Source organism: Arcobacter defluvii (assembly GCF_013201725.1).
In the GTDB taxonomy this organism is placed as follows: domain Bacteria; phylum Campylobacterota; class Campylobacteria; order Campylobacterales; family Arcobacteraceae; genus Aliarcobacter; species Aliarcobacter defluvii.
The window spans coordinates 1,233,476-1,248,086 of the sequence record NZ_CP053835.1 but is presented as its reverse complement, the minus strand read 5'-3'; the positions used below and the strand labels follow the sequence as shown (position 1 = coordinate 1,248,086).

The 14,611-nt window shown below is 24.7% G+C and carries 12 protein-coding genes; 10 read left to right on the top strand and 2 right to left on the bottom strand.

All coding sequences use genetic code 11. The features are described 5' to 3' along the window. Window positions 1-33 precede the first annotated feature (33 nt). The 10 genes from ADFLV_RS06275 to ADFLV_RS06235 all read left to right on the top strand — a co-directional run bounded on the left by ADFLV_RS06275 (window position 34) and on the right by ADFLV_RS06235 (window position 12,655). Window positions 34-2,208: a DNA topoisomerase 3 gene (locus ADFLV_RS06275; protein ID WP_129011281.1), complete on the top strand. Its 2,175-nt coding sequence runs from the start codon at window positions 34-36 to the stop codon at window positions 2,206-2,208. Window positions 2,209-2,443: 235 nt separating this feature from the next. Continuing rightward, on the top strand, window positions 2,444-8,137 hold the full coding sequence (locus tag ADFLV_RS06270) for an SNF2-related protein (protein WP_129011282.1): 5,694 nt from the start codon (window positions 2,444-2,446) through the stop codon (window positions 8,135-8,137). A 203-nt stretch (window positions 8,138-8,340) separates the two neighbouring features. Then, the gene (locus tag ADFLV_RS06265; RefSeq protein WP_129011283.1) at window positions 8,341-9,267 is read left to right on the top strand and encodes a hypothetical protein; all 927 of its coding nucleotides are present in this window, start codon (window positions 8,341-8,343) and stop codon (window positions 9,265-9,267) included. Window positions 9,268-9,376: 109 nt separating this feature from the next. Continuing rightward, window positions 9,377-10,024 (top strand): hypothetical protein, encoded by a 648-nt coding sequence (locus ADFLV_RS06260; protein ID WP_129011284.1) that lies wholly within the window; start codon window positions 9,377-9,379, stop codon window positions 10,022-10,024. Between the two features lie 455 nt (window positions 10,025-10,479). Then, window positions 10,480-10,680, top strand: coding sequence for a helix-turn-helix domain-containing protein (locus tag ADFLV_RS06255; RefSeq protein WP_129011285.1), 201 nt, complete (start codon window positions 10,480-10,482; stop codon window positions 10,678-10,680). Continuing rightward, on the top strand, window positions 10,677-11,060 hold the full coding sequence (locus ADFLV_RS06250) for a hypothetical protein (protein WP_129011286.1): 384 nt from the start codon (window positions 10,677-10,679) through the stop codon (window positions 11,058-11,060). The genes ADFLV_RS06255 and ADFLV_RS06250 overlap by 4 nt, the downstream gene beginning before the upstream one ends. Window positions 11,061-11,142: 82 nt before the next feature. After that, a complete protein-coding gene (locus tag ADFLV_RS15215; RefSeq protein ID WP_268812261.1) occupies window positions 11,143-11,268 on the top strand; it encodes a hypothetical protein in 126 nt (41 codons plus the stop codon). Between the two features lie 66 nt (window positions 11,269-11,334). Next, window positions 11,335-11,598 (top strand): hypothetical protein, encoded by a 264-nt coding sequence (locus ADFLV_RS06245; protein ID WP_129011287.1) that lies wholly within the window; start codon window positions 11,335-11,337, stop codon window positions 11,596-11,598. A 56-nt stretch (window positions 11,599-11,654) separates the two neighbouring features. After that, on the top strand, window positions 11,655-12,284 hold the full coding sequence (locus tag ADFLV_RS06240; RefSeq protein WP_172658761.1) for an ATPase: 630 nt from the start codon (window positions 11,655-11,657) through the stop codon (window positions 12,282-12,284). Window positions 12,285-12,295: 11 nt separating this feature from the next. Beyond that, on the top strand, window positions 12,296-12,655 hold the full coding sequence (locus ADFLV_RS06235) for a hypothetical protein (protein WP_129011289.1): 360 nt from the start codon (window positions 12,296-12,298) through the stop codon (window positions 12,653-12,655). Window positions 12,656-12,658: 3 nt separating this feature from the next. On the opposite strand, the gene mobP1 is transcribed toward ADFLV_RS06235, so the two are convergent. Further along, window positions 12,659-13,885: a MobP1 family relaxase gene (gene mobP1 / locus ADFLV_RS06230; RefSeq protein ID WP_129011290.1), complete on the bottom strand. Its 1,227-nt coding sequence runs from the start codon at window positions 13,883-13,885 to the stop codon at window positions 12,659-12,661. Between the two features lie 2 nt (window positions 13,886-13,887). After that, a complete protein-coding gene (locus ADFLV_RS06225; protein ID WP_129011291.1) occupies window positions 13,888-14,445 on the bottom strand; it encodes a hypothetical protein in 558 nt (185 codons plus the stop codon). Window positions 14,446-14,611: the final 166 nt, after the last annotated feature.

Here is a 14,611-nt window from a genome sequence, read left to right as displayed (position 1 = left end):
AGTAAATATGGAAAAAAATAAGGAATTAGAAAGATGAAATTATTTATAGCAGAAAAACCTGAACTTGCAAAAGCAATAACAACAGGATTAAATGGAACAGTTCAAAGAGAAGATGGTTATTTTAAAGTTGGTGATAATCTAGTTACTTGGGCTTATGGACATATTTTAGGTCTTGCAATGCCTGAAGATTATGATGAAAAATTCAGAAGTTGGAATTTAAATGATTTACCACTACAAATAGATACAAATAACTTCAAATATTTACCTCTTGATAATTCAAAAAAACAATTAAAGTTAATTGTTGATTTGATAAATAGTAAAGATATAAAAACTATTGTAAATGCTGGGGATAATGATGAAGAAGGTCAAATACTTGTAGATGAAATATTAGCCTATGCAGATAATAAAAAACCTGTTGAAAGAGTTTTAATCTCTGATTTAACAGAAAAAGGTGTAAAAAAAGCTCTTCAAGATATAAAATCAAATGATGATTTTAAAGGATTATCTGATAGTGGATTTTCTCGTTCTCAAGCTGATTGGCTAGTAGGAATAAATTTTACTAGAGCTTACTCAAAATTGGCTCAACTTCAAGGTTATCAAGGTGTTTTAAGTGTTGGAAGAGTTCAAACTCCTATTTTAGGCTTAATTGTTGCAAGAGATAAAGAACATGAAAGTCATCAAAGTAGCTTTTATTATTCTATTAAAGGGACTTTTAATACTAATAATATACTTTTTAATGCAAATTTAAAACTAGATGAAAAAATTACAACTGAAGATGAAGCAAATAAAATTTTAAATGATTGTAAAGGGAGTTTAGGAACTGTTTTAAAAGCTATAAATGAGCCAAAGAGAACAAATCCTCCATTACCATACAATTTACTTGATTTACAAGCAGAATGCTCTAAAAAGTTTAGCTATAAACCTGATAAAACTTTAGAAATAACACAAAGTTTAAGAGAGAAGCATAAACTTATTACTTATAACCGTTCTGATTGTAGTTATCTTCCTGAAAATTTATTTGAAGAAGCTCCAGCAACTTTAGAAAGTATAAAAGCAAATTTATTAGATTTCAAAGATTTTATAGATCATGCAGATAGTTCTATAAAATCTCTTGCATGGAATACGGCAAATACAACAGCTCATCATGGAATTATTCCAACAGATAAAAGAGTAAAAATTGAAGATTTATCAAAAGATGAATTAAATGTTTATACTTTAATTGCTAGAAAATTTGTAGCTCAATTTTATGAAGCAAAAGAATATATCCATACTCAAATAGAAATATCAGTAAAAGATAATATCTTTACTACAAGTGCAAAAAGAACAACAAAACAAGGTTTTGAAGTGCTGTTTAAAGGTGAGATTGAAGATGAAGAAAATGAAGAGTTAGAAAATAATACTAACTTAGAAAACATATCTCCAAATGCTCCAGTAAATTGTGAAGATATAACAGTATCAAAAGAGAAGACTAAACCAAAACCATATTACACTGTGTCATCACTTCTAAAAGATTTAACAAGTGTAGCTAAGTATATAAAAAACCCTGAAATTAAAAAGCTTTTAATTGAAAAAGATAAAGACAAAAAAGGTGAAAATGGTGGAATTGGTACACCAGCTACAAGGTCGGCACATATTAAAAATCTTTTTGATAAGGGTTATATAGTAGAAGATAAAAAAGCTATTAAATCAACTACTACAGGAAGAAAATTAATAGAGTTATCTCCAGCAACTTTATCAAGTCCTGATATGACTGCTCTATGGTATGAACAACAAAAAGATATTCAAAATGGAACATTATCAAAAGAAGAGTTTTTAAACAATGTAGAAATTTATATCAATGATGAAATAAATAGAATTAAAAACTCTAATAAATTTGAATCTCTTGCAAATGAAAATTCTATTAAATGCCCTACTTGTGAAACTGGAGTTTTAAGAAGATTAAAAAGTAATAAAGATAGTAAATTCTTTTGGGGTTGTAGCAATTATCAAGATGGTTGTAAAACTTCATTTTCTGATGATAAAGGTAAACCTTTAATCATTAAGCCAAGTGGTCATAAATATAAATGTCCTGATTGTAAAGATGGAGATTTAATCAAAAGAAAAACTATAAAAGATAAAAAAACATCTTATTGGTGGGGTTGTTCAAATTATTCAAAAGGTTGTAAATATACAACTTTTGATGATAAAGGTAAACCTAAAAAGAAATAAATCAGAAGAATTATTAAGAAAAAAATGTAATTCCTTTGTTTATCAAATAGAAAACAATTAATAAACTGGCATAAATATAGTACCAAGATTTTATCCTGGTACTATATTTTTTTTTGGCTCATTTTTAATTAATAGTATTATCTAATATTAATTAATATTATTTAGTATTTATTAATATTTAAAGATATTTTTAAGCATTAATTAACATTAAAAATTATATTGTTAGGAAACTAAAATGGCAAAAGCAAAAAAGAAAAAAGATAGTGAACTTTATAAAGGTTTATCTTTATTTGATTTTGTATCAAATGAGATAGAGAATAAATTAATAGATTTAAAAGAAAGGGTAGAAGATGGAAAGAATACAAGCGGAAGTGAACTGGGATTATTTGGAAGCGAATTTAACACAAGAACTGTATCGGGAGATAGAGGACGAATTGGGGAACAGTGGAACAATAATGACTCCTTACAACTTGGAAATACTGGAGAGATGGATAAGGGAATTTCCAATAATCAAGACATTAACAGAATTAACAGGACTCTCAACAGCGATGAAATTACAAGGACAGATGGAGCTGGAAATATTGGAAAGCAATATAGCCAACAAGATGAGAGCGAATGGAATAACGGATATGGAGATACTAGAAGAGAGAGGGATAGACCCGTTCAAATTCTTCAAAGAAATAATGATTTAAAAATTGATTTTAAATCAAATGATGAAGTTATTATTACAGGTACGAAAGATAAATATAATAAAAATATAGAAGCTATAAAGCTTTTAAATATTCTTCAAAAAGAAAAAAGATATGCCACTCCTGAAGAACAATTAACATTAAATAATTATTCGGGATGGGGTGGTATTCCTCAAGCTTTTGACAAAAATTCATCTTCTTGGTCTAAAGAATATGTAGAACTAAAAAATATACTTACAGAAGATGAATACAAAAGTGCTAAAACTTCAACGATGGATAGTCATTACACTCCTAAAATAGTCATAGATACTATTTATAATGCTTTGGATAAATTTGGATTTAATAAATCAAAAGAAACTAAAGAAATACTAGAACCAAGTGCTGGTAATGGTGCCTTTCTAAGTTTTTCTAAAAATCATTTTAATAATTTTAATTTTGATTGTGTTGAACTAGATAAAACATCAGCTAATTTATTGAGGAAGTTATATCCTAACCAAAAAATTTATAATGTTGGTTTTGAAATTTTAGAATCTAAAAAGAAATATGATGCAGTAATTGGTAATCCTCCTTATGGACAAAAGAAGATATTTGATATGAATAATAATGATATATCAATGTTAAGTGTTCATAACTATTTTATGGCTAGAGCTATAAAAGAATTAAAAGATGATGGTATAGTAGCTTTTGTAACTTCTAGCTATTTCTTAGATTCTAAAGATTCAACATTAAGGGAACAATTAAGCAATGAAGCTTCATTTGTTGGTGCTATTAGACTTCCGAATAATACATTTAAAAATAAAGCTGGTACAGAAGTAACGACTGATATAGTTTTCTTTAAAAAAGGTATAGATAAAGATATACACAAAGATTTTAAAGAAACAACAATATCAACGCATCATACAAAAGATATTGAAAAACCTATTTTTATAAATAAATATTTTGAGGAAAATCCTTCAAATATTTTAGGAAAAATGGATTTTGTAATGAGTGGAATAGGAGAAACTACTCAATGTTTAGATATAGGTCTAAATATGGAAGAGGAACTTAAAAAAGCTATTTCAAGACTTCCTGAAAATATTTATAAATATCATAATGTTAAAGAACAAGCACAATATTTTGAATTAAAAAATCCTGATTCACATTTATTAGATTTAAAGAAAAACAATTATTTTTTAAAAGATGATGAGATTTATATAAAAATCAATAATTTAGATACGGATGATGGAAAAGTTTTATCGTATAAAAAACCTATATTAAACCAAAATGAAAAAAATAAAATACTTAAATTTATAAATATTAGAGATACTTTAAATTACATTATTGAACTTGAACAAGCTCCTATCGAAGATACTAATCCAAAACTTGTTGAACAAAGAGCATTACTAAATAAATATTATGATGAATTTGTAAAAAAAGAGGGTTATTTACATAAATCTACAAATAAAAAAGCTTTTGCAAATGATGTTGAAGCTCAAAAAATACTAGCTTTAGAATTAGAATATTCAGCTGGAGTTAGTAAAGAAGTTGCTAAAAAGAATAATATTGAACCTGTTGAAGCTAGTGCAAAAAAAGCTGATATTTTTGAAAGAAGAACTATATCGCCTTTTGTAAAAATAGAAGTAAACAATCCAAAAGAAGCTTTAATCTCTAGTTTAAATCAGTTTGGGAAAATTGATTTAAACTATATGGAAAATGAATTAAATATATCAAAAGATGTAATCATAAAAGATTTACTAGAAAAGAAATTAATATTCATAGACCACACAACTATCAAAAATGACGATGTTAGTTATGTTCTTGCAGAAAAATATCTATCAGGAAATGTTAAAAGTAAATTCCAAGAAGTTCAAGAGTTGGTTAAAGAGCATAGAGAATTAGAGAGTAATTTAAACAGTTTAAATGAAGTTTTACCAAAAGATTTAAAAGCAGTTGAAATTAGTGTTTCTTTAGGTACTTCTTGGATACCAAAAGAATATTATCATCAATTTTTTGAAAGTCATTATAAAACAAATAGGGATAATTGGAATTTATTACACAATAAAACTTCGGGTGAGTGGACATTTGACGGGAACGGGAATTATTTACCAAGAGATATAGTTTCAAAATATGGTACTTCTAGGGTTGGAGTATTTAGAATTGCTGAGAATGGTTTAAAAAATAGTCCTATTAAAGTATTTGATACTTACTTAGATGAAGAGGGCAAACAAAAACAAAAAATTAATCAAGAAGAAACAGCTCTTGCAAATTCTAAATTACAAATTTTAAAAAATGACTTTTCTGAATGGATTTATAAAGACATAGATAGAAGAACTGATTTAGAAAAAATTTATAATGAAACATTTAACACAGATGTAGAGCCTAACTATAATGGTTCTCATTTAACATTCCCTAATCTTAACAATTCAATTAAATTAAGAGTTCATCAAAAAAATGCGATTTGGAGAGCAATACAGGATAAAAATGTATTATTCGACCATCAGGTGGGTGCTGGAAAAACTTTAGTTACGATTTGTTCTATTATGGAACAAAAAAGAATGGGGTTAGTTAATAAACCTATTATAACTGTACCAAACCATTTGATTGGTCAATGGGAAAAAGAGTTTTACAAAGCATATCCTAACGCAAATTTATTAGCAACAAATAAAGAAGATTTAGAAAAAAATAATAGAGAACAATTTTTTGGAAGAATTGCTACAAATAATTATGATGCAGTCATAATGTCACATAGTCAATTTAAACTTTTACCAGCTCCTTATGAAATTGTAAAAGAGCAAATAAATGAGGATATTTCTATTTTAGAAGATATGCTTGAAACTCAAAAAGAAATAGCCCAAAGAGATGGTAAATCAACTAGAGGTTTTTCAATTAAAGCTACAGAAGGAAAAATAAGTAATTTTAAAGCTCGATTAGATAATTTATTGCAAGAAAATAAGAAATCAAAGAGTATTGATTTTGGAGATTTAGGAGTGGATTTATTAGCAGTTGATGAAGCACATACTTATAAAAATTTATTAATTACAACTTCTATGGGAGATATATCAGGATTAGGAAATTTGAAAGGTTCTCAACAAGCTTATGATATGTATTGTAAAACAAGATATTTAAATGAGAAAAACAATAAAATAGCATTTCTTACAGGTACACCTATTTCAAACTCGATAACAGAATTATATACATTACAAAGATATATGCAACCTAAAGAGCTTTCAAAAAAAGGGATTAGTAGTTTTGATAGTTGGGCTTCAACTTTTGGGCAAGTTACTTCTTCGTGGGAATTAGATAGTTCAGGAGTAAACTATAAAATAGTTTCAAGATTTAATAAATTTAACAATGTTCCTGAATTAACAAAGATGTATAAAACTTTTGCAGATGTAATCACAAACAATGATATTAAAAAATTTGCTAAAGATTTTGTACCAAAATTGTATAACGATAAACCAATTAACACAATAGTTCCAAGAAGTGATATAGTTGCTGACTTTATTGGAGTACCTGACTCAAACAATCAATATCAAAAAGGTTCTATTATTTACAGAATGGAACATCAAGAAGAAGATATACATAGAAACAATCTATTAGCTTGTACAACTGACGCAAGGAAAGCTGGACTAGATTATAGATTAATCAATCCAAATGCAGAAGATTATGAAAACTCTAAAGTGAATGCAGTAGTAAATAATGTTTATAAAGAGTATTTAGACTGGAGTGATGTTAAAGGTACACAACTTATATTTTGTGATTTATCAACACCAAAAATAAATTCTCAAAAAATAGAATTAAATGAAGCTCTAAATAGCAATAATAAAATAGAGGAAATAAATTTAAATGATTTGATAGATAATGAAAAATCTAAAAGCAATGATGAGCTTATAGCTGAAACTTCTAAATTTGATATTTATTCAGATATTTTAAAAAAACTTGTTTCGAAAGGTGTATCTCAAGAGGAAATTAGATTTATACATGATGCTAATACTGATTTACAAAAATCAGCATTATTTGATGATGTTAAAAGTGGTAAAGTAAGAGTTTTAATTGGTTCTACATTTAAAATGGGTGCTGGTACAAATGTACAAGATAGAGCTGTTGCAATTCATCATATAGATTGTCCTTGGCGACCATCTGATTTAGAACAAAGAAACGGAAGAGTAATAAGACAAGGGAATAAACTATTTGAAGCCGACCCTGAAAACTTTAGAATAAAAGAGTTTAGATATGCAACTGAAAAAACATACGATGCTAGAATGTGGCAAACTATTGAAAGTAAAGCAAAATCAATAGAGCAATTTAGACAGGCTGGGCTAAGTTTAAGAGAATTAGAAGATTTTACAATGGGTTCAGCAGATGCAGCAGAAATGAAAGCAGAAGCAACAGGAAATCCTTTAATTTTAATGCAAGTTCAACTCTCAAGTGATTTAAGAAATGAAGAAATTTTTTATAATAATTTCAAAAAAGAAATATTTAATAATGAAGAATTTTTGAATAGAACCATAAAAAATAAAAGTGATAGTGAAGTTGAATTAAAAGATTTATATTCATTAAAAGAGCATTTATCTAAACACACTATTGACAATTTTAAAGGTAGTTATTATTCTATTGAAGATGAAGTTAGAAAAAAAATAGATTTTGATATTCCTAAAGAAGATATTGATGAGTCTAATAAAATGGTTCAAACACAATTAAAAAATGCTTTTGATAAAAATGTGGATGAAATGTTAAAGTACAAAAGTGATATTAAATTCTTTGATTATAGAGATATTGCAATTTATGGTAATAGACTAGATAAAACAAAAGTAGAGTTTTATTTAAAAAATGAGAAAGATAGTTTAGTTTATGAACCATCTAATCTTACAATAAGAGCTGAATCAGATTTATTAAATGGACTTAAAGATTCAGTAACATTAACGGGATTAATCAAAAGAGTAAACAATTTTTATGAAAGTTTGGATGATAGAATTAATAACTCTAAATCATATATTACAAAATGTGAAAAAGATATTAGAGAATTATCCATTATTACAGGGGAAAATGCTCCTAAATATAAGAATTTTGATTATCTAACAGCTCTTAGAAGTGATAATGAAAGAATAATTAATGAAATAAAAAGAACATCTAAAGAAAAAGACTATGTTTCAACTTGGAAACCAAAAAGTGAATTAATAAAAAATAAACTTCAACAAACACAAGTGATAAAACCTTTTAAACTAAAAGAAAAAAATAACTCACAAGAACTTGAAAGATAAAAATATAGTACCAAGATTTTATCCTGGTACTATATTTTTTTTGGTTCAATTTTAAATTATCAATATTTTTTAACATTATTTAATATTAATAAATACTTTTAAGTATTAATTAATATTATAAATTATAATATTCAATTAGTGATATTAATTAATATTAATTAATACTATTTAATATCAAATAAATTTTAAGAAATGGAGAGAAAATGAACTCAACTAACAAAATTGATACAACTTTTATATCAAAAATATTTGAAGAAGATAGAATAAATAGATTAAAAGAAGCAAGAAGTAAATTTTTTATTCTTGATGATTTTATTGAATTTGAAACAAATAAACAAATTTTATATGTTCAAAGTGATTTAAGATTAGCTCACCAATTACTGCTTCAAAGTTTGAAATACATTGATGAATGCTCTAATACGAAATATCTAAATTTTAATAATTTTAAAAATCTATGTGAAAATTTAAAATCAAATTTTAAATCAATATTCAAATTTGAAAAAATAGAAAATGATGAATATGAATATAAACAGTATAGAGTTACTATTACAAAAAATAACTCTACTTACACAGCTATACTCACTGAAAATAAACATAAAGAGGATTGGAATTATAAATATTGTAGTTATGCAGCAATTTTTGATGTAAATGAAGATGAAAACTACTATTTATTTAAAGAAAATGTTACAGAAGAATATGATATGTCAGTATATAGAGATTCTAATAGATTTAACTTTTCTAAAATGATAAGACAAATTATATCAGGAACTAAAAAAGAAGATAAAGAGTATAAATTAGAATTAAGACAAAATAATGACTTTTTTATCTCTTCAAAAAAACAAATAAATCAAAATTTTAATGACCTATTAGAACATATTGAAAATAGTATTTCAGAATATGATGAAGAACTAAAACATATAGTAGATGGTAAAAAAGAGTATGTTTTTAAAGATAATGAATATGTTGGTGAAAGTACACTTAAATTAAATTCAAAAGCTCGAAAAGTGATTAATAAAAATAAATACACTTACGATTTATTTATAAAATTACTTGATATTAAATTTCCAAATATTGAAATTATCAAATTTACTTATTTCTTATTGCACTATAAATTAAAAGGAAAATTATGAATATAGAATTATTAGAACAGATAAGAGTGTATCAATCTGTTTCAGGTTATACAAAAAAAGCTCTATCAAAAGAAATTAAAAAAATAGAAAGTTTTGAGGAATAAAAAATATGGTACTTATAACAATTGCAAATTTAAGAAGTGGTGGAAAATCATCTATTGCAAGATTAGTAGCTGAAAAACTAAATACAACTATTTTAAACTTTGATAAAAAAAGAAATAGTGAAGCTTACAATGTAGTTTCAACAATAAATATCCCTGAAAATAAATCTATTACTAGAAAAGAGGATTGTTTAATTTTGAAAGATAAAACAACAGAGCAAACAATAAAAACAAAATCAAATTATTTGATTTGTGATTTAGGTGGATATTTTGATGAAAGATTAGTTGATTTAAAAAGTGATTTTTATATTATCCCCTCTTTTGATGATTATGAAAGTATTAGTGAGAGTATGAGAACAGCTCATTTTATTCTCAAGGGAAATATAAAAGCTAAAATAATCTTTGTACTAAATGGTGCTTTTATTGTAGATAAAACAACTAAAGATGAGAAAATAAAAGAGTTTCAGGAACATATAGAAGTAAATGGATTTAATAGATTCACTACTCTATTCTTACCAAAAACAACTTTAATGAGAAAACTGGTTGATATGGGAACAATGAAAAATGATTTAAAAGGTAAATTTGAACAAGATATTAAGTACAAAAATATAGATAAATTTATAAGTAAACTTGTTAATTTATTAACAACTAATTAGTGTTCATTTCATTTAACTGAAATGAACACTAATTAAAATATTAGGAACAAACAATGAAAATAACACCTTTAGAAAAATATGAAATTATTGGATTTATAATTGCTTTAATAATTTTAGCTTATGCAATATTTTCATAAAAAATAAAAAATAAAAGGATAAAAATGAGCGAAATTATAATTAATTATATATACCCTTTAATGATTTTGATTCTACTTTATATTTCTATTTTACAGGAATATAAAATAAAAGCTGTAAAAAAAGAACTTAATTTAATAAAACAATATATTAATAATTTGGAGAAAAATACGAAAAGGAATAATAATGACAATTTTAATAGATAATAAAAAAGTTTTAAAATGGAAATAACTTTAAATCTATCCCTAATACCAATCTTTTTATATGCAATAGTTATTGTTATGGTAATACATATTAGATATAAATATTGGAATTAATTAATGGCAACAAGACAAGCTCACGCAAGGAAAATGACGAATCAAAGAATTAAAAAAACAAAAGAAAAGATATTTAGCTGCATAAAAGGAATGTTTGCATTTGAATATCAAGATTCAAAAGGTAATTGGCTTATTTCAAAAATTGCAAAAGATACAGGAACAAGTCGAACAACTGTATATAAATATTTAAAGGAAATAAAATGATTGAAATAGTAATTTGTGGTTGGATTTTAACAGTAATATTTTTTCTTGTTGGATTTATAGTATTTTATCTTGAATATGAAGAAAGATATAATGAAAAATGCAATCTAGCAGAAGAACTAGAAGAAGTCTTATTTTTAGTAACAGATATTCTACATGATGAATATAAAAGAAGTCTTTTTACACAAGATGAATTATCATATATTCTTACAAATGCTCGTTTATTTACTAGATATGGAAGAGTAAGTATAGGAGCTCTACAAGATAACCCTACTTTTATAAAAAGAGATAAGGCATTTATAGAATATCTAAAAAATGATGTTTGGATTAAAATATATGGTAGGGCTTTTGATACATTTCAAGATATAAAAGATAATTTATAATGTTAGTTAGTATTTATTAATACTAACTAACATTATGATATAATATAAATAATAAAAGAGTTAATTAGGTCTTGGAATGTAAATGAATAATTTTAAAGATTACCTATTAAATACAAATAAAGTTAGAGTAAAAAATCTCGAAGAATTTCACACAAGAGAAAAAGAAATTACTTCAATAAATATAAAATATCTAATAATAAAGATATAAGTAAAGCAAGTATTAACTAATATTATAAAATATTAACTAATACTAAATAACATCAAAGGAAAGAAAATGGAAAAAAGAAAAATAGAGCCTGTAAAAATAGATGATTTGAATATAACTATTGAAACAAAAGAAATTTCAGATTCAAAATCAGAAAAAGTTGGGCGACCTAAAAAATTTACAAAGAAATTAAATACTCCTGTAAATATATATCTTTCAGAGGGTCAATTACAAGCTATTGATGATAAGTTAAAAGAGATTGGATTTAGTGTAAGACAAGATTATTTTAGAAAGCTTTTAAGAGCTGATATACCAAATTTCGATGAATTGTAATATATTTAAAATAAATATATTATTTAATTCTAAATAACATTAATAAGGATTATAAAATGGCAATAGATAAAAGTAAAGAATTTAATATTTTCGCTGGTGTAAATGGAGCTGGTAAAACAACTTTATATTTTAAACAGTTAGAAACAGAAAAAAATAAAAATTTTGGATTAAGAGTAAATATAGATGAAATTGTACAAGCAATAGGTGACTGGAAAAATCCAAAAGACCAAATCAGAGCTTCTAAAATTGCCTTAAAAATTAGAAATGAGCATTTAGAGAATGGTTATTCTTTTAATCAAGAAACTACTTTATGTGGGAAAAGTATTATCTCTTTTATTCATAAAGCAAAAGATAAAGGATATAAGATAAATCTTTATTATGTAGGGCTAGAAAGTGAACAAATAGCAAAAGATAGAGTGAAAATAAGAGTTGCAAAAGGTGGTCACGATATAGCTCCTGAACTTATTGAAAGAAGATACAAAGAATCATTAGAAAATTTAAAATCAATTTTACCTATTGTAAATAATTTATATCTTTTTGATAATTCAAAAGAATTTAAAAATATAGAAACAAAAAAAGATATTGAAAATACAAATTGGCTTAAAAATATTAATGTATTAGAAAAAATAGTTGAAAAAAAAAATTTAAACCAAAAGATAAAACAATATCTAAAAATCAAGATATAGAGAGATAAAAAATGGAAGCTGAAAGAATTTTTGAAAAATTTTTTGTTAATCAAGCTGAGATATTAATTGATAACTTATTATCTCATTATAATGCCTCGACATATTCAGAGTTAGCATCAAAAATAAATACTACACAACAATCTATTTCAAGCTGGAAACTTAGAAATTCTATTAATGCTATTAAAAAAAAATGTAAAGAACTTGGAATATATAACGAAATATTTAAAGATTTTAATAAACAACAAATCAATAAAAATGAAATCAAAATCAATGATACTTTACTAGAACAAGTAAAAGATAAAGCTTCAAAATTTGGCTTAGAGTTAAACAGTTATATAGAATACTTAATCATTCAGGATTTAAAGAAATAGAGATTATCTATCTCTATCATCTTTTTTAATAGGTTTCCCAAACTTATTAGGCTTTTTACCAGTCGAAATATTTAAGCCCTCTTTAGCTTCTCTCTCTTTTTTCATTCTTATAAATTCTGCTGTTTTATCTACAACTGTTTCAGTTCCATATTTAACTTTTCTGTTATTAGTTTTAGGAACTGATTTTAAATCTTTTTCAGCTCTTCCTAAAATAGAACAATCCCAAACATTTTTTAAAACCGATTTTGTATAAACAGTATATTTTTTAGTTTTCTTATCAAACTTTTTTAGTTTTACTTCAACAGGAACTCTATCTGTAATTTTAAATCTTACATATTCCCCTACTTTTATATCATTATCTTTTACAACTCTTTCTAAATCTTCACTCCATATATCAATTATTTCACCTCTAGTAGTTTTATATTTTACATAAAAACTATCTTTTGCATTTTCATCAAATTTATATTTAGCTTTTCCAAATTCTACAACTTCATAGTGATGATTTTTAATTTTATCTTCATCAGCTCCAGTTAAATTTTTGTCCTGTACTGTTCTATCAAAATTTTTATTTTTATCTAAATCATATTTTACATTTCTACTTGTTGCATAAGCTTCAATTCCTAAATCTCTTAAATTTTTAGCATAATCTCGTCTTAAATCATATCTATCTTTGTGCTTAAAATCTATTCTATGTCCATTAATATCTTGTATTCTTAAATCACAATGTATGTGTGGATTATCTGTATCACCATGAAAACTAAAAACTGCTGGATTGTTAGGATATTTTTCTCTTACACTTTTTATAACTGCTTCCATAAGTTTATCAGCTGGAGTTGAATTATGTTCTTTCATAGAAAATACAAAATTCATAACTTCTCTTCGTTCTTTACCATTTATATTTTCAAATTCAGGAATAGCTCCATCATGATTATATAAATCAATATAATCTTTTATTTCATCTTTTCCTTCGTATTTATTTCCATCATTATCATATAAAGGCAATTCATAATCTCTTGTAATATATTCAATATGTCTTTTAAATACATTAAGATTTTTTGAACTTCCAGTTATTTTTATTACTGCTTCTTTACCTCGTGGATTATCTTTATTTTTTGTAGAATTTTTATTTTTTTGTTTATGATTATATGAAGTTCTTGAAGCATTTTCTAATCTAGTATATACTCTTTTTGCTAATAGTTCATCTTCAAAAAGTCTATATCTTCTAGCCAAAATTAATCCCTATTATTTGCAAATTTTAAAATATCTTTTATTTCATTTGAGATTAAATCTAATTTCTCATTTACTTCATTTATACTATTTTGTAAATTTGTATAATCATCACTTTTTAACTCTTCTTTGAAATTAACTTTTTTATAAATTGAATTTATATTTAATCCAATTCTTTTGATTTGAAAGTTCAAATTAGAAAGTTCTTTTAATTCTATTGGTAAAAAATATTTATTCTTATAAATAGAATTTATCAATCTATATCTTATCTCGCTTGTTAAACTTTTGTTACCAGTTTTTTTTAATTGTTCTTCTAAAAATATTTTTTCTTTTTCTTTAATTCTAAATCTAATTTGTGTTTCAAAAGTATCATCTATATTTTTATAATCTTCTATAAATTCTTTATTATAATTTAATTCTTTTATTTGTTCTAGCTTTTCATTTAAAATAGAAATTACAATTTTTGTTAATGGTATGCTTGTTATTTTTTTTATATCTTTTAACATATTATAAAGTTCATCACCAACATTTAACTCAATTAAATTTAATTTTCTTTTATTCATTTAATCCTCATTTTTTATACTTAAAAAATATTTTTTCGTTAGAAAAAATCTAAAATCGCAGATTTTAGCTAAGAGCTTTGCAGAACAGGTGGGGAAATATATAACAAAAAAAGCCCTGCTTTTTGTGTTATAGTTTCCGTTCCTGCAATACAAATTAATTAAATAA